Origin of the sequence: Sphingopyxis indica (genome assembly GCF_032879645.1) — a bacterium.
GTDB classification, from domain to species: domain Bacteria; phylum Pseudomonadota; class Alphaproteobacteria; order Sphingomonadales; family Sphingomonadaceae; genus Sphingopyxis; species Sphingopyxis indica.
Map to the genome: position 1 here is coordinate 4,221,227 of NZ_CP076394.1, position 20,841 is coordinate 4,242,067.

Annotated in this window: 17 protein-coding genes and 1 pseudogene; 9 read left to right on the forward strand and 9 right to left on the reverse strand. The window is 63.5% G+C overall.

The features are described from left to right. Position 1: 1 nt before the first annotated feature. Positions 2 to 367 carry a DUF2958 domain-containing protein gene (locus KNJ79_RS20150; RefSeq protein ID WP_317152345.1) on the reverse strand — a complete coding sequence of 122 codons (366 nt, stop codon included), beginning with the start codon at positions 365 to 367 and terminating at the stop codon, positions 2 to 4. Next, positions 364 to 1,314, reverse strand: coding sequence for an ArdC family protein (locus KNJ79_RS20155; RefSeq protein ID WP_317152346.1), 951 nt, complete (start codon positions 1,312 to 1,314; stop codon positions 364 to 366). Before KNJ79_RS20155 ends, KNJ79_RS20150 begins: the two co-directional genes overlap by 4 nt. Before the next feature lie 243 nt (positions 1,315 to 1,557). On the opposite strand from KNJ79_RS20155, the gene KNJ79_RS20160 reads away from it, so the two are divergent. Further along, positions 1,558 to 2,223 carry an SOS response-associated peptidase gene (locus tag KNJ79_RS20160; RefSeq protein ID WP_317152347.1) on the forward strand — a complete coding sequence of 222 codons (666 nt, stop codon included), beginning with the start codon at positions 1,558 to 1,560 and terminating at the stop codon, positions 2,221 to 2,223. A gap of 59 nt (positions 2,224 to 2,282) precedes the next feature. Then, entirely contained in the window at positions 2,283 to 3,023 is a 741-nt protein-coding gene (locus KNJ79_RS20165; protein ID WP_317152348.1) for a hypothetical protein, read from the forward strand. Between the two features lie 13 nt (positions 3,024 to 3,036). Here the strand turns inward: KNJ79_RS20165 and KNJ79_RS20170 are convergent, their stop codons facing one another. Beyond that, positions 3,037 to 3,810, reverse strand: coding sequence for a hypothetical protein (locus KNJ79_RS20170; RefSeq protein ID WP_317152349.1), 774 nt, complete (start codon positions 3,808 to 3,810; stop codon positions 3,037 to 3,039). A gap of 517 nt (positions 3,811 to 4,327) precedes the next feature. Between KNJ79_RS20170 and KNJ79_RS20175 the strand changes: the two genes are divergently transcribed. The 4 genes from KNJ79_RS20175 to KNJ79_RS20190 all read left to right on the forward strand — a co-directional run bounded on the left by KNJ79_RS20175 (position 4,328) and on the right by KNJ79_RS20190 (position 7,748). Next, positions 4,328 to 5,692, forward strand: coding sequence for a tyrosine-type recombinase/integrase (locus KNJ79_RS20175; protein ID WP_017502059.1), 1,365 nt, complete (start codon positions 4,328 to 4,330; stop codon positions 5,690 to 5,692). Positions 5,693 to 5,872: 180 nt separating this feature from the next. Further along, positions 5,873 to 6,898: a cation diffusion facilitator family transporter gene (locus tag KNJ79_RS20180; RefSeq protein ID WP_017502060.1), complete on the forward strand. Its 1,026-nt coding sequence runs from the start codon at positions 5,873 to 5,875 to the stop codon at positions 6,896 to 6,898. Positions 6,899 to 6,960: 62 nt separating this feature from the next. After that, the gene (locus KNJ79_RS20185; protein WP_228220262.1) at positions 6,961 to 7,323 is read left to right on the forward strand and encodes a hypothetical protein; all 363 of its coding nucleotides are present in this window, start codon (positions 6,961 to 6,963) and stop codon (positions 7,321 to 7,323) included. Positions 7,324 to 7,397: 74 nt separating this feature from the next. Then, positions 7,398 to 7,748 carry an ArsR/SmtB family transcription factor gene (locus tag KNJ79_RS20190; protein ID WP_017502062.1) on the forward strand — a complete coding sequence of 117 codons (351 nt, stop codon included), beginning with the start codon at positions 7,398 to 7,400 and terminating at the stop codon, positions 7,746 to 7,748. Positions 7,749 to 7,831: 83 nt separating this feature from the next. Here the strand turns inward: KNJ79_RS20190 and KNJ79_RS20195 are convergent, their stop codons facing one another. The 3 genes from KNJ79_RS20195 to KNJ79_RS20205 all read right to left on the reverse strand — a co-directional run bounded on the left by KNJ79_RS20195 (position 7,832) and on the right by KNJ79_RS20205 (position 11,001). Continuing rightward, a complete protein-coding gene (locus tag KNJ79_RS20195) occupies positions 7,832 to 8,857 on the reverse strand; it encodes a copper resistance protein B (RefSeq protein ID WP_151885000.1) in 1,026 nt (341 codons plus the stop codon). After that, on the reverse strand, positions 8,854 to 10,683 hold the full coding sequence (locus KNJ79_RS20200; protein ID WP_026109362.1) for a copper resistance system multicopper oxidase: 1,830 nt from the start codon (positions 10,681 to 10,683) through the stop codon (positions 8,854 to 8,856). Before KNJ79_RS20200 ends, KNJ79_RS20195 begins: the two co-directional genes overlap by 4 nt. Before the next feature lie 114 nt (positions 10,684 to 10,797). Then, a complete protein-coding gene (locus tag KNJ79_RS20205) occupies positions 10,798 to 11,001 on the reverse strand; it encodes a heavy-metal-associated domain-containing protein (RefSeq protein WP_017502065.1) in 204 nt (67 codons plus the stop codon). A gap of 238 nt (positions 11,002 to 11,239) precedes the next feature. On the opposite strand from KNJ79_RS20205, the gene KNJ79_RS20210 reads away from it, so the two are divergent. Together KNJ79_RS20210 and cueR are read left to right on the forward strand one after the other, a co-directional pair. Next, a complete protein-coding gene (locus KNJ79_RS20210; RefSeq protein ID WP_282499687.1) occupies positions 11,240 to 13,741 on the forward strand; it encodes a heavy metal translocating P-type ATPase in 2,502 nt (833 codons plus the stop codon). Beyond that, positions 13,738 to 14,181: a Cu(I)-responsive transcriptional regulator gene (gene cueR / locus KNJ79_RS20215; RefSeq protein ID WP_017502067.1), complete on the forward strand. Its 444-nt coding sequence runs from the start codon at positions 13,738 to 13,740 to the stop codon at positions 14,179 to 14,181. The genes KNJ79_RS20210 and cueR overlap by 4 nt, the downstream gene beginning before the upstream one ends. A gap of 194 nt (positions 14,182 to 14,375) precedes the next feature. Here cueR and KNJ79_RS20220 read toward each other — a convergent pair whose 3' ends face one another. The 3 genes from KNJ79_RS20220 to KNJ79_RS20230 are packed head-to-tail and all read right to left on the reverse strand — an operon-like array spanning position 14,376 to position 20,104. Continuing rightward, on the reverse strand, positions 14,376 to 15,779 hold the full coding sequence (locus tag KNJ79_RS20220) for an efflux transporter outer membrane subunit (RefSeq protein WP_017502068.1): 1,404 nt from the start codon (positions 15,777 to 15,779) through the stop codon (positions 14,376 to 14,378). Further along, positions 15,766 to 16,929, reverse strand: a complete 1,164-nt coding sequence (locus tag KNJ79_RS20225; protein ID WP_017502069.1) for an efflux RND transporter periplasmic adaptor subunit — start codon at positions 16,927 to 16,929, stop codon at positions 15,766 to 15,768. The genes KNJ79_RS20220 and KNJ79_RS20225 overlap by 14 nt, the downstream gene beginning before the upstream one ends. Beyond that, positions 16,922 to 20,104, reverse strand: a complete 3,183-nt coding sequence (locus tag KNJ79_RS20230) for an efflux RND transporter permease subunit (RefSeq protein ID WP_017502070.1) — start codon at positions 20,102 to 20,104, stop codon at positions 16,922 to 16,924. Before KNJ79_RS20230 ends, KNJ79_RS20225 begins: the two co-directional genes overlap by 8 nt. Before the next feature lie 402 nt (positions 20,105 to 20,506). On the opposite strand from KNJ79_RS20230, the pseudogene KNJ79_RS20235 reads away from it, so the two are divergent. After that, a pseudogene (locus KNJ79_RS20235) lies at positions 20,507 to 20,701 on the forward strand (P-type conjugative transfer ATPase TrbB); the annotation flags it as partial. Between the last annotated feature and the right edge of the window lie 140 nt (positions 20,702 to 20,841).

Here is a 20,841-nt window from a genome sequence, read left to right on the forward strand (position 1 = left end):
GTCAGCCCTCCCGCTCGAGGCGGGCGATGATGCGTTCAGCCGCCCGGATGCCGCCGGCGATGTCGGCGATATCGATCCACACTGAGATCGGCGCCGTCGTCTCGAACAGGATGTCACGCTCGACGCCGAGCTGGAGCCCGACGTCGAGGCCTTGCAGTTCGGCCAGGCTGAACACGCCATATTCGACGCAATCCATGTCGAGATCGGCGATGCCGTGGAGCGTGTCGCCATCGGGTTCGAGCATGGTCACAAGCCACACGCCCGCGCCTACGGGGTTGAAGAATTTCGCGACCGGCAGATGGTCACCGTCAGGGTCGGCCGCATTGGCGATGAGCTGCGCGCGCAGCTCCGGGGTCAGGAGGATCATGCCGCCCTCCGTTCGCTCAGAGCACTTCGGGCCTCAGCTCCGGCGGCATCGCGGAAGGCGAGCAGATAGTCGGCTGCCTTCGATGCGGCGCTGGCGGCGCGAACGATCGCGCGATCATCCGCGCGCATGATGTCGAGCCACGCCCCGATATAATCGGAATGGCGGACAGTGGGCTCGATGCCGAGCGCAGCGCAGACGAAGGCGCCGGCCATCTCGGCGACCAGTTCCTCACGTCCATATGTCTCCGAACCGAAGCGGCCGCTCTGATCCCGGTCGAGGCGCTCTTTGCTGCCCGTCCAGTGACCGAGTTCATGAAAAGCCGTCCGATTCCAGTTTATCGGATCGAAATAGCGCGACGGCGGCGGGACGCAGACCCGGTCGTTCGCAACGTCATAATATGCCTGATCTCCGCCAACACGGAAATCCGCGCCCGTCGCTTTGATCAGGGCTTCCGCCTCGGGAAGGATCTGATCGGGATCGGGTCGCGGGATCTCGGCGGTATAGGCGTCAGGCAGGCCCTCGCACTGGTCCAGATTGAACACCGTGAAGCGCTTCAGGAACGGTATCGTGCCTGGAGTGCGGCCTTCCTCGGCGGCCTGGCGCCGTTCAGCGCTGGGGGTGAAGCGGTGGGCATAGACGACAGTGGTTCCGGTCGCGCCTTTGCAGACATTGCCGCCGAGTTCGAGCGCCTGGCGAAAGGTCAGGAAGGCGTTGCTCGAAAATCCCCGCGAGACCACCGCGTGCCAAAGGATGAGAATATTTATGCCCGAGTAGCAGCGGCTACTCGACGCGTTGTGCGGTATCTGGAGCGGGGCCTTGGCCGAGGCCCAGGGCTGCACCCAGGGAACGCGGCCAGCTTCCAACTCGGCGATGATCTGGTCGGTGATGTCCTGATAGAGGGTCGGCCGGTCAGGACCTGACTGCCGGGATTTGAACTTGCGCGCCATCGCGTATCTCCGCGACGGGTCGGTCCCGAGCCTCTCTCGCGACGCTCAACCCGTCACGAAAATCCGGCTTTCCTCTCACTCTCGCGGGGGCGTTGCGGGGGCGGCATGCCCCCGCTCGCAGGGGTAGCGAAAGACCGCGTCGCGGGCTTGCGGTCAGGGGAAGCCTTTCCCTTCAATCCCTTCCGGCCAGAGTAGGCTGAGGGTATCGATTGCCCTGCACAGAAACGGCGGCATGATGCGGAGATGTGCGACCTCTACTCTCTGGTCAATGGTCAGGCGGCGATTCGCGAACTCGCCGAGGTCATGGCCGACCACACGGGCAACCTGCCGGAGATGGCCGGGATCTGTCCTGATTACCCGGCGCCCATTGTCCGCAACCAGGAAGGTGCCCGGAAAATGGTGATGGCGCGATGGGGCATGCCCGCGCCGGCCTTCGCGCTCGAAGGCAAATCGGTCGACAAGGGCGTGACTAACGTCCGCAATACGAAAAGTCCGCACTGGCGCCGCTGGCTCGGACCTCAATCACGCTGTCTGGTGCCGTTCACTTCGTTCAGGGAGCCGGACCAGTCACTCGGCGGCGACCGCAAGCCGGTCTGGTTCGCACTGAACGAGGATCGGCCGCTCGCATTCTTTGCGGGGATATGGACCCATTGGACCTCGGTTCGGAAAAAGGCCGAAGGCGAGATAAGCTGCGATCTGTTCGGCTTCTTGACCACGGAGGCCAATGCCGAGGTGGGGCGCTATCACCCCAAGGCAATGCCGGTGATCCTGACCGAAAAGGAGGAATGGGATAGCTGGCTCAACGCGCCTTGGGATGAAGTCGCGGCGTTGCAGCGCCCATTGCCCGATCATGCGCTGACTATCGTCGCCAAGGGCGACACGTCGGACGGAAGCGCAGTATTTCTATGAGCAGGCGATCCAGGCGCGACACCCGAGGCGCAAGACCGAAATTCCCCCCGCGCGACAAGGTGGCGACGCTTCACATCGACACCGATAACGAGCGTTTCGTGTTCACCACCAAGGACATGATCCAGAATCAATTGAGGCGTGATGGCCCGAAGATCCGGCGATCGTTCGATCTGGTGGCCAAGGACGATATCGCGGCGTGCAGCGCGGTATTCGGATTGGCAGCCGGCCTGTGCGTTCGGCATCTGCCGCGCTTGGACGACAATGGATACAAGGCGACGGTGTCCCGGCTGCTGTCGAGTGCGATGAGCACCTATCTGGCGAGCATTGAGGTCGCTCGGCATGGCTACCGGCGTCAATATGGGATGCTTGCCCGGTCATTGATCGAGACGATCGCCACGGTGATCGCGATCGCGATCCGGCCCACGGCTCTGGAACAGTTTCACGCCGGCACGCTGCAATCCACAAAATGCGTCGGATGGGCAAAGGAGGTGCTGGAGCCGCTTGGCATGTATTATGGCATGTTGAGCAATCAGTTCGTTCATATCGGGCCGGTTCATGCCGCGTTCGAACCGATCCGGCGCTATACGCCGGATGATGAAGCCCTCAGCTTCATTGTGAGTTCGATGCGCGGCAATGTGTGGATGCTGTTCCTGACGGCCGAGCTGGTGTTCCATGATGAAATCGGGAACTGCCGCTACTGGAAGCCGATGGGCGAAGGCGTTGCATTTGATCCGTCACCGGAAGAACGGCAATGGATGGCCAGTTTTCTGATTACGTCGGATGAGCGAGCATCGGCGTGAACGATAGGTAAGGTCACGTCGCCAGAAGCACTCTTGCATTGGCGAGAGCCGTCTCAACAAAGCGCGACGTATACCCGAAGGCAGAAATCGGCTCCGGCTGGTGCGCCTTTCCCGGCGCGATGAGCTTCGTTCCCGAGACGATCTGAAACTGACTCACCTCGATGGGGTCACCTTCATGAAAGACGAAAACATCTTCGGTCTCGAAGTGATCCGCCGGGATGTCCGCGAAGCTCTGGGCGGCGTTTCCCTGTAGATGCCAACCGATTGCGACCGCGTTCGCCTTCGTTGGCACCAGTTCCCAATGCTTGCCGCTGAGGGAGACTTCCTTGACCACATCAATGTGGACAAGGCCTGCCGCGTGCTCGGCGAAGGTTGCAGCGACCAGATACAGCCAGGCTTCGGGCATCCCGCGTTTGCGCATGTCCTGCAGGCGGGTGTCGATCGCGGGTTTCACGGCGCCTGCCAAATTGGAGTCGGTATCGGGCTGAAGTGCCCATGGCCAGGCGATCTGAGGGGAACGTGGCACCCCAGCCTGCCGGGCGGCCGTGGCGATGATGTTGTCGAGCGACTGGAACATGGCGTTCGCAGCCTCGCAAGCAATCGGCTTCAGCTGGGGAAACAGTCCGCGATTGAAGTGCAGCGAGTAGATGTGACGATCATCATCGCCCCTATGGTGGCGAAGCTGCCATGTCCGGTCATTCTCTCCATAGGCGAGCGAACGATACTCAGCGGTGTGGTGCTGCGCGCGATCGTACCAGGCTTGGGCATCAGCGAGTTCGTCGGACATTCTTCTCCCTCTCGTTTCCAGCGATAGAGAGAAGACGTTTCTTTCCCGTTGCGCCGAAACGGAACGATCATGATCTGCTCGCGGGTCCGGTCTGCGATCCTGATACGCTCGATTCGACAACGACGCGGACGGGCGCCGTCCAATGAGAGAGGCGCTTCCGCAAGAAGCTACAGAAACCACGCAAAACCAAGGAGAATCGGGGGGAGTTGAGCGCAAGGTGCTTCCGTGGCCAGCCAACGCTTCGCATGACCACGATTGCCGATGGCCGATAAGGCGCTGATATTTGAGGGAAAATTGGCGCACTCGACAGGATTCGAACCTGTGGCCTCCGCCTTCGGAGCTAGAACCACAACGCTACGACAGGCTTACCAATCCAACGCTAGAGTACGATAACACGCTGTTTATACAGCATTTTATTGATCGTAAGGGTTCTCTGTGCTACGCCAACGACACCCACAGTTTTCGATACGGTGGTGAGATTTTGGTGAGTTTTTGAGCCCGCACTAGCGAGGTACTTATGTCGAAACTTACGAAAACCGTCGTGGACAAGTCCGAACCACGCGACCGTCAATACACCGTTTGGTGCGGCGAGCTGAAGGGCTTTGGCGTCTTCGTCCTGCCCTCCGGCACCCGGACCTACTTCGTCGATTATCGAAACGCCAACAATGTGCGGCGGCGGATGAAGCTGGGCCGGCACGGACAGATCACCGCCGAGCAAGCGCGCACGCTGGCCATTCAAGCCCTGGCCGAAGTCTCCAAGGGGAACGATCCCCTCGAAAACCGGAACAGCGCGCGCAAGGCGATCTCGGTAAAGGAGCTTTGCGAGCTGTATATCGCGGAACTCGAAGCCGGCCGCATCCTCGGCAAGGGCGGGCGGCCGAAGAAGGCCAGCACCAAGATCACCGACCTCGGCCGGATCAACCGCCACATCATCCCACTCCTGGGCAAGAAGCGCGTCACCCACGTCACCAAGGCCGACGTGACGACCATGATGAAGGACATCATGGCGGGCAAGACGCGCGGGATCGAGAAGACGGAGAAACTGCGCGGTAAGTCGATCGTACGGGGCGGCATCGGCGTCGCTAGCCGCACCGTCGGTCTCCTGGGTGGCATCTTCACCTATGCACGGGATGACCTGGGCATCATCGAGGTCAATCCGGCGCATGGCATCCGCAAGCCCAAGGACGCCGTGCGCCAGCGCCGTCTGAACGAGGACGAGTATCGCGCCCTCGGGCGCATCCTTGCCAATGCCGCCGAGGATGAACGCTACACGCGCACCGTGGAGATGATCCGTCAGATCGCCATGTCGGGTTGCCGGCGCAGTGAGGTCATCAAGCTGCGCAAAACGGAACTCGACACCGTGGGGAGTTGCTTCCGGTTCGAGGATACGAAGGAAGGTCAGTCCGTGCGGCCGATGGGCTTGCCGGTGCTGGAGTATTTCGACGAGCGGGACATGAGCGGCGACAGCCCCTATGTGTTTCCCGGCGAGCGGAACCTGGCCAAGCCGTTCGGCAGCTTCCCTCGGCATTGGGAAAAGATCTTCGCCGGGACGGAGCTGGCGGACATCACCGCTCATGTACTGCGCCACAGCTTCGCCAGCCTGGCGAACGACCTTGGTTTCACCGAGATCACCATCGCGGCGCTTCTCGGCCATGCCACCGGCTCTATCACCAGCCGTTATGTGCATACGCTCGATGCAGCCCTCGTCATGGCGGCCGATACGGTGTCCGGCTACATCCATGCGCTGCTCAATGGTGCTGAGCTGACACATACACATTATGCGCTTGATCGGGGCTCGCGTAAGGCTGCGTTGGTTCGGTTTCTGACGCCCCATCAAGACTCAACAGCACAAGCTGAAACGTCACAACGGCTGGCCGCCTGACAATTGCACACGATGGTATGGGATGCAGGCCGCTCCTAGACCGATGCGGCTTTCATCCCCAAAACTGTCTAAAGAACAAGAGGTCGGCCGGGTCATTATCCATCGGCACATAGGCATATTGACATACATTATATGAACACATATTGATGTGTTTAATGTATATGTCATGAAAGCTCGATAATGGCCCACTCGCACGCCGACCATGGTCATGGCCACGATCACGACCACGATCATTCGCACACGCCGACCATCACCAGCGACAATGAGCGCAAGGTGCTGCTGTCGTTCGGCCTGATCTTCACCTTCATGGCGGTCGAGGTCGTGGGCGGTCTGCTTTCAGGGTCGCTGGCGCTGCTGGCGGACGCCGGCCATATGATGACCGACGCGGCGGCGCTGGCGCTCGCCTATGCCGCCTTCCGTTTCGGCCAGCGCGCGGCTGATTCCAAACGCACCTTCGGCTATCTGCGTTTCGAGGTGATCGCCGGCTTCGTCAACGCCGTCACCCTGTTCGCGATCGTCGGCTGGATCGTCTATGAAGCCTGGCAGCGCTTTCAGGAGCCGCAGCCGATCCTTGCCGGCCCGATGTTCGGGGTCGCGATCGCGGGGCTGCTGGTCAATATCCTCGTCTTCTGGATTCTGACGCGCGGCGACAGCGAGCATGTCAACATCAAGGGCGCGGCGCTCCACGTCATGGGCGACCTGCTCGGCTCGGTCGGCGCCGTGGGCGCGGCGATCGTGATCTACCTGACGGGCTGGACGCCGATCGACCCCATCCTGTCGGTGGTCGTCTCCCTGCTGGTACTGCGTAGCGCATGGAAACTGGCGGGCAAGTCGCTGCACATCCTGCTCGAAGGCGCGCCCGACGGCGCGGCGCCGGAGAAGATCGAGCGCCATATTCTGGAGCATGTGCCGGGCGTGGCTGCGGTCGGCCATATCCATGTCTGGTCGATCACGTCGGGCCGCACGCTGGCGACGATGCACGTCCGACCGGCGAACGACACCGAGGCCCGCGTAGTGGTGCGTGCAGTGGAACGCGAGTTGGAGAGCCATTTCGAGATCGAGCACGCCACTGTAGCGGTGGATTGGAACGAGGAAGGCGAGACGTGCAGCCTCGCTCCCGGCAGCAAGCGGGATGAGGGACGCGGACCTGGGCACGACCATCCCAGCCACAGCCACGGCGGCGTGAAACACGCTTGCTCCCACTGATAGGCGGACGTTGGTGCAGCCTATCTGAAATGCTCTGTCAGACTGCCTCCCGGTGCCTGAAGGTGGCTCTTGGCAATGAACGGGAACCAAACGCCCGCAGGAACATCGCTGTTCTCACTGCCGCGCAAGCCTTGGGCGGCGCCAGCCCGCCGATCGTGATGTCGCTCGGCGGGCTGGTCGGTCAGCAACTCTCGCCCGATCCCGCCTGGGTTACCTTCCCCGTCAGCCTGTTCGGACTCGGCCTTCGCGACCACAGCGGCTGTTTCCTTTCTTGCCGGCACGATCTTGCACAGCTCGGGTTGGATGGCGATCAATTGGCTGATTTTCCCGGTAATCGCGACGAGCCTCATTCCGCTGCTGCTCCGGCAAGCCGGTTCCACAAGTGCAAGGGGATGATCGAGGAAAACCGGCAATTGGTTGGCTAGCGGGTGGTCAAGGCTGGCCCTAGAAGGATCATAAATCTACACATCGTCATATATTCACGTATAAGAGGCTCCTGATGTCCGACACCACCAACTCTGACGATCATGGCAATCCTAAGCATTCTCAGGGACTGTCGAGCCACGACGTAACGATCCTGGCCGAAACTTTCCGCTTGCTGGGCGATCCCTCCCGCCTGCGTATTCTGCTCTATTGCCTGCAAACGCCGCGATCGGTGGGCGACATCGCCGAAAGCCTCGATCTGTCGCAAACGCTGGTCAGCCACCATCTGCGCCTCCTGCGCGGCGCGCGCCTCGTCCGTAGCGAGCGACACGGCAAGCAGATATTCTATGAAGTGGCGGATGCCCATGTGAGCACCATGCTCATCGACATGGCCAGCCATATGGATGAGGATCACGACGACGAATGATCGCGCCCAGTAATATTTGTTCACAGAAAGACAGGAGGACCGGCGCACCTCGATCAGGCCCGCCGGTCCGATAACCATATCCCTCAGAACCAGGACCGGATTCCGATCAGGAAATTCCACCCACCTCTGCTTTCAGCGCGGGCGCGGCGAAAATCCGCCGTGTCGCCAAAGGCGCGTTCATATTTCACGCCGATATAGGGTGCGAACTCCGGCACGAACTGGTAGCGCAGACGCAACCCCAACTCGGCGGTGGACAGCCCGGAACCGATGCCCAGCTCGGGAACGTCCTGCGCGGAGAAGTTCAGTTCGGCGGTTGGCTGGAGGATCAGCTTCTGGGTCAGGCGCTGGTCATATTCCGCTTCGATTCGCGCGGTGACGTCACCCTTGTCGGACAGGAACAGCGCACTGTCGATCTCGAACCAGTAAGGGGCAAGGCCCTGAACGCCGATGACAGCGTAGGTGCGGTCCGGTCCGGACCGAAAATCGTGGCGTATGCCGGCCTGGAGGTTCCACCACGGATCGAGCGCGTGGCTCCAGAGCGCCTGCGCCTCGACACTTTCCGGGCTGTCGTCGAAGTGGCTTTCGCCTTCGGTCTTGAGCCAGAGCTTGTCGATATCGCCGCCATACCAGCCCTGCACGTCCCAGGCATAGCCGTCCTTGCCCTTGCCGATCACGGCTTCGAGCTGATCGATCAGGATATTGTGGCTTTTGATATCGCCATGTTCGCGGCGCACGATTTCGCGCGCCGGAGCCATGGCCGCCGCGCCGAATATGGCATCGGCGGCGTGATCGGGGCCGCCCATGGCCGCCGCCGATGGCCCGCGCACCGGCGGGTCGGGAATGCCCGGTTCATGGCCTGCATGGGCCTGGTGCGCTTCCATCGGCGCGGCTGAAGGCATGGCGTGGCCGGCATGAGGATCGGGCGCTGCGGAGGGTTCCGGCGGCATGTCGTGCCCCGCATGGGGATTGCCTTCGGCACCGTCCATACGATGCCCCGCATGGGAATCGGCCGGGTCCTGCTGTGAGGCGCCAGCATGACTCCGGTGATCGTGTTGCGCCCAAGCGGGAGTCGCGACGGCGAGGAGAGCGATGCCCACGAGCCGCATCATGCCGCGTCTCCGTCGAGCGGACGGACGGTGACGACGCGAAACATCCCGGCGTGCATGTGGAGCAGCAGATGGCAGTGAAACGCCCAGTCGCCGGGCGCATCGGCGGTCAGGTCGAAGCTGACCTTGCCGCCCGGCAGCACATTGACGGTGTGCTTGCGCGGATAGCTGCCGGTATGACCGTTCACCAGTTCGAAGAAATGGCCGTGCAGGTGGATGGGATGGGTCATCATCGTGTCGTTGATGAGGGTAACGCGGGCGCGTTCATTGCGCTCGAAGCGGATCGGTTCCACGCCCTCGCTGAACTTCTCGCCATCGAACGACCACATGAACCGTTCCATGTTGCCGGTGAGGTGGACCTCGACCGTGCGCTGCGGCGGGCGCGTGTCGGGATTGGGCGTCAAGGACATCAGATCGCGATAGGTCAGCACCTTATGGCCGACATCTTCGAGGCCCAGCCCCGGATCGCCGGTGCGATCGACCGGCGCCATGGCGATGGCGTCCACGCCCACACCGACCTTGACGCTGTCGGGAACCAAAGACTTGTCACGCATGTTCATGCCGCCCATCGAATGGGAACCGCCATGATCCATGCCGCTGTGATCCATCCCGCCATGGTCTGCTGTCACCGCGTCTGCCCCGGCCGCCATCGCGCCATGGCCCATGGCACTATGGTCCATTCCCGCCATTGATCCGTGGTCCATGCCGCCCATGCCCATGTCCTTCATGGTGAGCGTGGGACGCGGGCGCAGCGGCGGAATCGGCGCCGTCATCCCCATACGGGATGCGAGCGTGGCGCTCGCCATGCCGGAACGATCGATCGATTCCGCCACCAGCGTGAACGCCTTGTCCTCGGCGGGTTCGATGATGGCGTCATAAGTTTCGGCATTGCCGATCTGGAACTCGTCGACCGTTACGGGTCGGACATTCTGGCCATCGGCGCTGACCACCGTCATCGGCAGGCCGGGGATACGGATATTGAAGATCGTCATGGTGGCGGCATTGATGAAGCGCAGCCGCACCCGCTCGCCGGGACGGAACAGGCCGGTCCAGTTCTCCTGCGGGCCATGACCGTTGATGAGATAGGTGTAGGTGACGGCCGTCACGTCGGAAATGTCGGTGGGGTCCATCCGCATCTGCGCCCACATGGCGCGGTCCGATGCCGACATTTCCTCCTCGGGGCCGCCCTTCATCATGCCGAACAATGTCTGTTTCTGGCGATTGAAGTAGCCGCCTTCCGCCTTGAGCTTGGTGATGAGAGCGTGCGGATGCAGGAACGTCCAGTCGCTCAGCACGATCACATGCTCGCGATCATAAGCGATCGGATCGGGCTCGGCGGGATCGATCACGATCGGACCATAATGGCCCTGTTGTTCCTGAAGGCCGCTATGGCTGTGATACCAATAGGTGCCGCTTTGCAGCAACGGAAAGTCATAGACGAAGGTCGAACGCGGCTTGATCCCCGGAAAGCTGAGGCCGGGCACGCCGTCCATCTGGAATGGCACGAGCAGCCCGTGCCAGTGGATCGAGCTGTCCTCGTCGAGCGTGTTCTCGACGTGCAACCGCACATTCTGCCCCTCGCGCAGCCGGATCAGCGGCGCGGGCAATACACCATTCATAGTCACGGCGTGACCGGTCCGCCCGCCTACGGTGAAAGGCGTATTGGCAATCCTGAGGTGAATATCCTCGCCCGAGAGTGTGGGCAGGGTCGGTACAAGCCCGGTCGAGCCGGTTCTGGCCCAGGCGGGAACAAGCCCCGTGATGCCGAGTCCGGCTATGCCGATGGCTCCCGCTCGTAAAAACGACCTGCGCTCAATGAATGGTGTCATGTCTCTATGTCCTGCAGGTGCCCGATTTTCGGAAACGGGAACAAGGGCCGGAAATGCCGGACGGACGACAGCCGTCATCCGCCCGGTCGGACCTGGTGGTATGGCTACGCCTCCCTATGCCACTTCAATAGCGCGCGCGGGATAGCCGTCCTCGGCGAGCGCGACTTCGATAGCTTGCGCGCTAGCCACGGTATCGACCGTGACCTTCTTGTCCGCGATACTCACCTCGACCTTCGCATTGGCGTCGATCGCGGTGATCGCTTGCGCGATGTGCTTGATGCATGAACCGCAGCTCATGTTTTCGACGTGGAATTGCATGGGAAATCTCCATTGTTCCTGACAACGGATCACAAGCTAATCTTTCCCATCGTTGGAGGGTCAAGGCCGTTTTTCGCGGTCGCTATCGGAAAGGAGATCACGGCCCTACCGTTGAGCCATGTGCTTGCGAGGGCGGCTTGCTCTCATCAGGTCAGGATATATTTTGCCCTTGACCTTCCCATCAATGGAACCTGCATCTTGCGACAAATTCCAATCGTGAAGTGTGGAGTATCGAGCCATGATAGCCGCAGAAACCCTGAGAGATTCGGACGAATCCATCGATTCGGCGATCAGCTTGCCGATTGAGGGCATGACCTGCGCGTCCTGTGTGGCCCGCATCGAACGGTCGCTGAGCAAGGTCGAGGGCGTACAGTCCGTCAGCGTCAATCTGGCGACCGAACGCGCCGACATTCGAGCAAACGCCGCCGTCGACCGAAAGGCGCTGGTGCGGGCCGTCGAGGCCGCCGGCTACAGCGTGCCATCTGTCGCCGGCATCGAACTGGCGGTGGAGGGAATGACCTGCGCATCCTGCGTCGGTCGCGTGGAGCGGGCGCTCAAAGCTGTCCCCGGCGTCACCGAGGCGATAGTCAACCTAGCGACCGAACGCGCGAGCGTGCGCGGCGCGGCCGATGTTGAGGCGCTCATCGCAGCGATCGCGGGCGCGGGCTATACAGCGCGCCCAATTGAGGCCAGCGTTTCTGGCGACGAGGAAGCGGCCGAGCGGAAGGACGCCGAGCGCCGGGCGCTGAAGCGCGATCTCACCCTTGCGACCGTACTGGCGCTGCCGGTGTTCCTGCTCGAAATGGGCAGCCACGTCATTCCCGGCGTCCATGGCTTGATCGACCGCACGATCGGCATGCAGGCAAGCTGGTATCTCCAGTTCGTCCTGACGACGCTGGTGCTCGCCTTCCCCGGCATCCGTTTCTACAAGGCGGGCCTGCCCGCGCTGGCGCGGCTGGCGCCGGACATGAACTCGCTGGTTGCCGTCGGCACGCTGGCCGCCTACGGCTATTCGCTGGTCGCGACTTTCGCGCCCGGTCTGCTGCCCGCCGGGACGGTCAACGTCTATTATGAAGCGGCGGCGGTCATCGTTGCGCTGATCCTGTTGGGCCGTTACCTCGAAGCCCGTGCCAAGGGCCGCACCTCCGAAGCGATCAAGCGGCTGGTGGGATTGCAGGCCAAGACCGCCCGCGTGCGCCGCGACAGCGCGGTGTTCGAGGTTTCCATTAGCGAGGTCATCACCGGCGACATTATCGAAGTGCGTCCCGGCGAGCGCATCCCCGTCGATGGCGAAGTGACCGAGGGCGAGAGCTATGTCGACGAGTCGATGATCACCGGCGAACCCATCCCGGTCGCCAAGGCTGAGGGCGCCACGCTGGTCGGCGGCACCGTCAATCAGCAGGGCGCGCTGGCGTTCCGCGCCACCGCCGTTGGCGGCGCGACGATGCTGGCGCAGATCATCCGCATGGTCGAGCAGGCGCAGGGATCGAAGCTGCCGATTCAGGCGCTGGTCGACAAGGTGACGATGTGGTTCGTCCCCGCCGTGTTCGGTGTGGCGGCGCTGACTTTCGCAGCCTGGCTGTGGTTCGGCCCGTCGCCCGCACTGACCTTTGCACTGGTGAATGCGGTCGCCGTGCTCATCATCGCCTGCCCCTGCGCTATGGGGCTGGCGACGCCGACCGCCATCATGGTCGGCACCGGGCGCGGAGCGGAACTGGGTATCTTGTTCCGCAAGGGCGAGGCGCTGCAACTGCTGAAGGACGCCAGGGTTGTCGCGGTCGACAAGACCGGCACGCTGACCGAAGGTCGTCCCGCGCTCACCGACCTGCAAGTGACGGACGGCTTCGACCGGGCGGCGGTGCTGGGTCTGGTCGCCGCTGTCGAGGACAAGTCGGAGCATCCGATCGCCCGCGCAATCGTCGACGCGGCCAAGGCGGAAGGTATTGCGCTGCCCGCGATTACCGACTTCGACTCTATCACCGGCTTCGGTGTCAAGGCGGTGGCGGGTGGCGAGCTGGTCCAGATCGGTGCCGATCGCTACATGCGCGAGCTTGGGCTGGACGTGGCCGCCTTTGCGGAGACAGCACAGCGGTTGGGGCAGGAAGGCAAGTCGCCGCTCTATGCCGCCATTGGCGGGCGGCTTGCCGCGATCATCGCGGTGGCCGATCCGATCAAGGCGACCACGCCGGCAGCCATCGCGGCGCTGCACGCGCTCGGCCTCAAGGTTGCGATGCTGACCGGCGACAACCGCATGACGGCCGAGGCTATCGCCCGCCAGCTCGGTATCGACGAAGTGGTCGCCGAAGTCCTGCCCGAAGGGAAGGTGGAGGCGATAGCCCGGCTCAAGGCCGAGCATGGCCGCGTCGCCTTCGTCGGGGATGGCATCAACGATGCGCCCGCGCTGGCGGCTGCCGATGTCGGCCTAGCGGTCGGCACCGGCACGGATATCGCGATCGAGGCGGCCGATGTCGTGCTGATGTCGGGCCATCTGAACGGTGTGGCGACGGCCATCGCCCTGTCGCGCGCGACGATTGGCAATATCCGCCAGAACCTGTTCTGGGCGTTCGCCTACAACACGGCGCTGATCCCGGTCGCGGCAGGCGTGCTCTATCCGAGCCTGGGCATCCTGTTCTCGCCGGTGTTCGCGGCGGGTGCTATGGCGATGTCGAGCATCTTCGTCTTGGGTAATTCGTTGCGCCTGCGCGGTTTTCAGCCACGCGAGACAGGAGGAACGGCATGAACATCGGACAAGCCTCCAAGGCGTCGGGCGTCTCCGCCAAGATGATCCGCTATTACGAGCAGACCGGCCTCATTCCGAAAGCCGATCGCAAGGACTCCGGCTATCGCGATTACTCGCCATCGGATGTTCATATGCTGCGGTTCATCCGGCGGGCGCGTGATCTCGGTTTCTCGGTCGCGGAGATCAACGATCTTCTGAGCCTCTGGCGGGACAAGGCCCGCCAGAGCGCCGATGTGAAGCGGATCGCGCAGGCCCATATCGCCCAGCTTCAGGAGCGGATCGAAAATCTGAACCAGATGGCCGCGACGCTCGGAACGCTGGTGGATTGCTGCGCGGGCGATGATCGGCCTGACTGCCCGATCCTTGCCGATCTGGAGGAACCCGGCGCCGCGCCAGCATCCGTGCCGGCGGCAACGGGCCGCCTTCGGCACCGACCGTAAACGAATCAGATATTCGACACCGCTCCACGATGCGGCGCCGCTCCCGCTAAGCCGTGGTCAACAAGTCCGACAACAAGCGGACGCGTTGATCCCGAGTGGTGCGGTCGCCTTCAGAAAAACGCTGACGCCATAACCTATGGCGACCACCCCGCCGATTTGCAGTAGGTCTCGTCGTGAAGGGCGGCGCTTCTCCGTCATGTGTCGTCCGGGGTCGCGCCTCCCAGCGCCCGGATCAAGGCGATTGCCGTTCGGGCGCGATCATATTCGACCGTGATGCTGGCGCGTTGCGCGGCGAGCGCGGCGGTTTGGGCCGTCGTCACCTCCAGATAGTCGGCCGCGCCGTCGCGATAGCGATCAAGCGCCAGGCTCTCAGCCCGCGCCGCCGCTTGGGCGGCTATGCGCTGCTCGCGATCCTGACCCGTCAAGGCATCCATGCGAGACAGGGCATCCTCCACCTCCCGGAACGCATCCAGCACGGTCTGGCGGTAGCCCGCGGCGAGTTCTTCATAGTCCGTCCGGCTGATGGCCAGCCGCGCTCGCCGTCCGCCACCGTCGAACAGATTGAAGATCGTGGTGATCGGCCCGAGCGCCCAGAAACCAGTATCCGCGCTGACGATCGGCGCCTCGACCGCCTGATACCCCGCGCCGAGCCCGAGGCTGATGCGCGGATAGAAGGCGGCCCGCGCGACGCCGATCCGCGCATTGGCGGCGACCAGGCGGCGCTGCGCCTCGGCGATGTCGGGACGGCGCTGAAGAAGTTCGGAGGGCAGGGACGGCGGCAGGTCAGGCAGCGCAAGGCTTCGTTGCGCGGGATCGATGGCGAAAACAGAGGCGCTCTCGCCAACCAGCGCCGCGATCCGGTTCTCGATCCCCGCGCGCTGCGCCCGTAGCGCCTCCAGACGGGCGCGGGCATCGGCGAGCTGGGCCGTCGATCGGCTACGGTCCACGCCAGAGGCAATGCCGCCTTCGTGGCGGGTGCGGATCAAATCATCGGCGCGCGCATAGGCGGCCACGGTCCTGGTCAGCAGGACCTGCTCGGCATCGACGGCGCGAAGTTGGACATAGAGATCGGCGACCGAAGCCTGAAGGCTGAGCCGCGCCGAGCGCAAGGCGGCCTCCTGCGCTTCGGCATCCGCCGTAGCGGCGCGCACGCTGTTGCGGACCCGGCCCCAAAGGTCCAACTCATAATCGAGACCAACACCGAAGAGGATCTGGTTCGCGATTACGGGCTCGCCAGCTCCGATCGATCGTCCGGCTGAAAGCCGCTCGCGCGAAGCCCCGCCGGTCAGATCGACATTCGGCAACTGGTTGGAGCGGTCGAGCCGTGCCGCCGCCAACGCCCGGTCGTAACGGGCAAGCGCGGCCGCGAGCGTCGGGGTCCGCTCGTCCAGCCGCGCCATCAGCTCGTCGAGCACCGGGTCCGCGAATCCGCGCCACCACTCGCCACGGTCTAGATGATCGCCGGGCGCGGCCGTCGTCCATCCTTCCACATGGCGGAAGCTTGCCGGGGTCTCGATTGCCGGCGTTTGCATCGGCGGCAGGGTGGCGCAGCCGCCGAGGCCGATCGCGGCGACGAATGCTATCCTAGCGCTGCGCATTCGGAGCCGCCGGTTGCCGTGCGGGAACTACCCGGACCTTGTCGCCGGTGGCCAGCGCGTCGGGAGGGGTCTGAACGATGCGGTCGGTTGGACGTAGCCCCGAGATAATCTCGATGGTCGCGCCCTGGTCGCGACCCACCGCAACCTCCCGAAGCGCGACCTGACCCTGGCCATCGACCACGGCGACCCGCGCGCCGTCGGAACCGAGGATCAGGGCGCTCGCCGGCACCTGGACCGTTTCGGCGCCGCCAGGCACGGACACCCGCACCTCCGCGTAGCTGCCGGGTCTCAGGCGTCGAGCGCCGTTATCGACCAGAAATTCCACCAGCATTGCGCCGGATTGGCGGTCCACCGCCTCGGAGAGACGGGACAGTGTGGCCTCGAACACCTCGCCCGGTCTGTCAGGCACGGTGAACATCGCTTGCGTGCCGCGCACCAGCCTTCCCGAAAAAGCTTGCGGTACGCGCACATAGAGGCGCAGGCGGCTGACGTCGGCAACGGTGAACAAGGGTTCCACCCCCGGCGCGCCCGTCTGGACCAAGGCGCCGAGCTGGGCCGAGCGGCTGGTGACGACGCCATCGAACGGCGCCGTCAGCCGCGTAAATCCGGTCAGCGCCCTCAGCCGGCCGACGTCCGCCTGAGCGGCCCGTGCGCGCGCATCGGCAGCGGCAAACTGCCCCTGCCGCTCATCGGCTTCCTGCCGGGACACGGCGTCCTTTTCGAGCAGATTGTTCCAGCGCGCCGCCGTGGTTTCGGCCAGCCCGCGATCAGCGGCCGCGGTCTGATAGGCCGCCTGGGCCTGCGCGAGCTGCTGGTCGATCTCGGGCGCATCGAGGATGGCGAGCGTTTGCCCGCGCCGCACCCGGTCCCCGATGTCCGCGCGCCATTCGCGCACATAGCCGCTCACCCGCGCGTTGATCGCGGCGCGATTATAGGGATCGAGACTGCCCGGCAGCACGATCTCGCCTCCCTCGGACACGCGGGGCTGAACCAGGCTGACGGTGGGCAGCGCGTTCTCGGCCGCGATGGCTGCCTGTTCGCTTTCGGCCATGCCGCGCGAAACGAGGCCGCCTCCGACCAGTGCGGCAATCACGAGACCGGCCGCGCCGAGATAAAGGCCGGCGCGCTTCTTTGGGGTTGGATCAGACATGCTGGAGTTCAAGCTCCCTTGCGGGTGAGGAAGGCGCGCCCTTGCGATGGGCGATGCTGAACAGCGCCGGCACGAGCAGCAGTGTCGCCACGGTTGCGAAGATCAAGCCGCCGATCACCGCGCGGCCGAGCGGAGCGTTCTGCTCGGCGCCCTCGCCGATACCGAGCGCGATGGGGGTCATGCCGATGATGATCGCGAGCGCGGTCATCAGCACGGGGCGGAAACGGACCACCGCCGCCTCGATCGCGGCGCGGGTGGCGTCGCCGGTCTCGGCTAGGCGTTCGCGTGCGAAGCTGACCACCAGGATGGAGTTGGCGGTGGCGACGCCCATGCACATGATCGCGCCGGTGAGCGCGGGCACGGAGATGGTCGTGCCGGTCACGAACAGCATCCAGACGATGCCGGCGAAGGCGGCCGGCAGCGCGCCGATGATGACCAGCGGGTCGATCCAGCTCTGGAAGGTCACGACGATCACGAGGTAGATGAGGATAATCGCGCCGATCAGCCCGAAAGCGAGACCGGAGAAGGCGTGGTTCATCGTCTCATATTGTCCCGCCAGCGTGACGGTTACGCCGGCCGGGCGCTCGGCATCCATCTCGGCAATGATGCGATGAATGTCGCCGGCCACGGCGCCCAGGTCGCGAGCCTGCGGCGTGGCATAGATGTTGATGACCGGCTGGATGTCTGCTCGGCTCGCTACGTTGATGGTCGTATTGCGAGTCACGGCGCCAAGACCGCCCAGCGTCTGGGCCTCCCCGGCGCCCGTCGCCGAAACCGGCAGCGCTTCCAGCGCAGCGATCGTGTCGACCTCCAGTTCGGGGACTTGCGCCACGACAGGATAGGACACCCCGTTTTCGGGATTGAGCCAGTAAACCGGCGCAGACTGCTGCGTGCCGGCTAGGGCGGTCGCGACGCTGGTGGTTACGTCACGCTGGTTGAGCCCGTATTGCGCGATCCGCGAGCGATCGATGTCGATGTTGAGCTGCGGCGCGCGCGAGGATTGCTGGAGTCGGGCGTCGGCGAGGCCGGGCACGGTCCGAACGCGTTTGAGGATCGCTTGCGCATAAGCTTCGTTCGCCGCGAGATTCCGGCCGCGCACCTGGATATCGATCGGCGCTGGCGAGCCGAAGTTCAGGATTTGGCTGGTGATGTCGGCAGGCAGGAAGGAGAAATCAACGCCCGGAAAGCTCACGGGCAGCTCGCGCCGCAAAGTGGCGACATGCGTGTCCGTCGCGGTTCGGTTCCGCCCGAGCGAGATGAGGATATCGCCCTCGTTCAGTCCCACCGTCCCCGTATTGTTGTAGATGACGTTGAGCAGCGCGGAGGACATTCCGACATTGGCGACGACCGATTCAACCTGCTCGGCGGGGATCAATTCGCGCACCCGCGTCTGCACCCGCGAGATCAGCGCCGTGCTGTCCTCGATGCGCGTGCCTGCCGGCGCGCGCACATGCAGGGTGATTTGCCCAGCATCCACAGTGGGAAAGAAGTCGCGGCCAAGTGTGGGAATGAGCAGCAGCGACGCCACCATCGCGCCGAGGAACGCCGGGATGAAGATGCGCCGTGCGGACATCACGCGGGAAAGCACCCGCCCGAAGCGGTCCTTCTGCCTGTCGAACCCGGTCGAAAAGCGATGCTGGAACCGGACGAGTGGATTGCGCGAGCGGGCGCGCTCGGCCTCTTCGCCCTCCCGATGCGGGCGTAGCAGATACATCGCCATCGTCGGGATGAGCGTGCGCGACAGGATGAACGAGGCGATCATCGAGAAGATCACCGCCAGTGCCAGCGGCACGAACAGATAGCCTGCGACGCCCGGCAGGAAGAACATCGGCACGAAGACGATGCAGATGCACGTCACGATCACGAAGGCGGGCGTCACGATCTGCGCCGCGCCGTCCATGATCGAGCGTAGAACCGGCTTCCCTTTCTCAAGGTGCCAGTTGATGTTCTCGATCGTGACCATCGCGTCGTCGACCAATATGCCGATGGCCAGAGCCAAGCCGCTCAGCGTCATGATGTTGATCGTCTGGCCGGTCGCGCTCAGCGCCAACAACGCGGCGAGGATCGCCAAGGGTATCGTGGTCACGATGATGATCGTCGATCGCCACGATCCCAGAAACAGCAGGATCATCAGCGAGGTCAGCACGGCGGCCAACACACCCTCATAGGCCACGGTGGAGACGGCCGCCTTCACCAGCACCGACTGGTCGCCGATAAGCTGGACGCGCAGCGTTTCCGGGAGGCCCTCGGTGATCTGTGGGATACGCTCGCGAACCGTATTGACGATATCGATGGTTGAGGCCGCACCGCTCTTGAGCACGGTCATCAGGACTGACCGCTGGCCTTCGACTTGGACGATGTTCATTTGCGGCGGCGCGCCGTCGCGGACTTGGGCGATGTCGCGCATGGTGATCGTCGCGCCGTCGACCACGCGAACTGGCAGATTGTTCAACTGCTCGACCGAGCCCGGCGCATTGTTGAGCCTGACGGTGTATTGCAGGCCGCCGACCTTGGCGAAGCCCGCCGGGATGATCTGGGTTTGCGCGGCAATCGCCGCCGCGACGTCGCCGGCGGACAGGCCGCGAGCGCGCAGCGCCTCAGGGTCGATGTCGATCTGTATCTGACGCTGCTTGCCGCCGAATGGGAAGGGCATGGCGACGCCCGGCACGGTGATGAGCTGCGGGCGGATTTGATTGACGCCGAGATCGTAGAGCTGCTGTTCGCTCAGCCCTTCGCCGGAGAGGGCGAGCTGGACGATCGGCACGGTCGAGGCGTCATAGTTGACGATGAACGGCGGAGAGATGCCCGGCGGAAGCTGACGCAAAATGGCCTGCGAGATCGACGTGACCTGCGCGGTCGCGGTGCGAATGTCCGCGCCTGGCTGGAAGTAAATCCGCACGACGCCAACGCCGTTCATCGACTGGCTCTCGATCCGGTCGATGTCGTTGACGGTCGTGGTCAGCACGCGTTCGAACGGATTGATGATCCGTCCGGCCATGTCCTCGGGCGACAGCCCATTATAGGTCCAGGCGGTCGCGATCACCGGCACGCCGATGCGCGGGAAGATGTCGACCGGCATCCTCAGAACGGACAGGATGCCGAGGCCAAAGATCAGCACGGCCATCACGATGAAGGTCAGCGGTCGCGTTAGCGCGACCCGCACGAGCGCCATCATCGTGGCTGGTTCCGAAACATAGGTGACTTGCTAGGCATCGCACGTCCTCCCGCGAGATCGCGAAAATGGGCATGCTCCCGTCTTGCGTGATCGTGATCGTGGTGGCTGTGGGAATGGGGCATGTCGATCTCAAACGGAGCCATAAGATGTGCACATGAATATGTGTTCATTTGTTTGATGTCAACTCGATGCAGTCAAGCACCACCATGAGCTGGCCGTGGCGATGACGAGCAAATGGCAGCGTCATTTTTGCGCTCGGAGAAGCCGATGACGGCGTCGGCGGTTGAGGGACGGCTTCAGGAATCCGGGAATTCCTGACTTTCCGCATTGATTCGTTTGTTGCCGCAGACCGATGCTTCTTCCAACGTTTGGAAGGTCAAGGGATGAATCACTTCGGGCTCACGTCGGACCTACGCCGCCGGTACGTTGCTCGATGACTATGTGCAGTCGGGCACCATGGCCGCCGACCAAGCGGCGCTTCTAGCCGAAGTCGCCAAGGGTCCCGACCGCGTCGTCATCATTGAGGACACGCGCGAGCTTCAATGCGCCGCGCCTAATCTCGTCGCGATGCGCACCAAGGATGGCATTGCGACGCTCGACGCGCCATGCCGGCGTGCCCCTTCGACCTATCGCCTATCCTTTCATATTTATCTATATTCATATGAATGATTGTTGAAAATAATCCTTGACCTTGCCAACGCTGGAAGCCGCAAAGCGAACAGGAATCGATCAGACGC

Excerpts from the sequence above, each read along its gene's own strand:
- KNJ79_RS20155 (WP_317152346.1), bottom strand. The coding sequence starts at position 1,314 with ATGGCGCGCAAGTTCAAATCCCGGCAGTCAGGTCCTGACCGGCCGACC.
- KNJ79_RS20230 (WP_017502070.1), bottom strand. The coding sequence starts at position 20,104 with ATGATGGCGCTCGTGCGGGTCGCGCTAACGCGACCGCTGACCTTCATC.
- KNJ79_RS20160 (WP_317152347.1), top strand. The coding sequence starts at position 1,558 with ATGTGCGACCTCTACTCTCTGGTCAATGGTCAGGCGGCGATTCGCGAA.
- KNJ79_RS20220 (WP_017502068.1), bottom strand. The coding sequence starts at position 15,779 with ATGCGCAGCGCTAGGATAGCATTCGTCGCCGCGATCGGCCTCGGCGGC.
- KNJ79_RS20225 (WP_017502069.1), bottom strand. The coding sequence starts at position 16,929 with ATGTCTGATCCAACCCCAAAGAAGCGCGCCGGCCTTTATCTCGGCGCG.
- KNJ79_RS20195 (WP_151885000.1), bottom strand. The coding sequence starts at position 8,857 with ATGATGCGGCTCGTGGGCATCGCTCTCCTCGCCGTCGCGACTCCCGCT.
- KNJ79_RS20175 (WP_017502059.1), top strand. The coding sequence starts at position 4,328 with ATGTCGAAACTTACGAAAACCGTCGTGGACAAGTCCGAACCACGCGAC.
- KNJ79_RS20210 (WP_282499687.1), top strand. The coding sequence starts at position 11,240 with ATGATAGCCGCAGAAACCCTGAGAGATTCGGACGAATCCATCGATTCG.
- KNJ79_RS20190 (WP_017502062.1), top strand. The coding sequence starts at position 7,398 with ATGTCCGACACCACCAACTCTGACGATCATGGCAATCCTAAGCATTCT.
- KNJ79_RS20180 (WP_017502060.1), top strand. The coding sequence starts at position 5,873 with ATGGCCCACTCGCACGCCGACCATGGTCATGGCCACGATCACGACCAC.
- KNJ79_RS20200 (WP_026109362.1), bottom strand. The coding sequence starts at position 10,683 with ATGACACCATTCATTGAGCGCAGGTCGTTTTTACGAGCGGGAGCCATC.
- KNJ79_RS20170 (WP_317152349.1), bottom strand. The coding sequence starts at position 3,810 with ATGTCCGACGAACTCGCTGATGCCCAAGCCTGGTACGATCGCGCGCAG.
- KNJ79_RS20205 (WP_017502065.1), bottom strand. The coding sequence starts at position 11,001 with ATGCAATTCCACGTCGAAAACATGAGCTGCGGTTCATGCATCAAGCAC.
- KNJ79_RS20150 (WP_317152345.1), bottom strand. The coding sequence starts at position 367 with ATGATCCTCCTGACCCCGGAGCTGCGCGCGCAGCTCATCGCCAATGCG.
- cueR (WP_017502067.1), top strand. The coding sequence starts at position 13,738 with ATGAACATCGGACAAGCCTCCAAGGCGTCGGGCGTCTCCGCCAAGATG.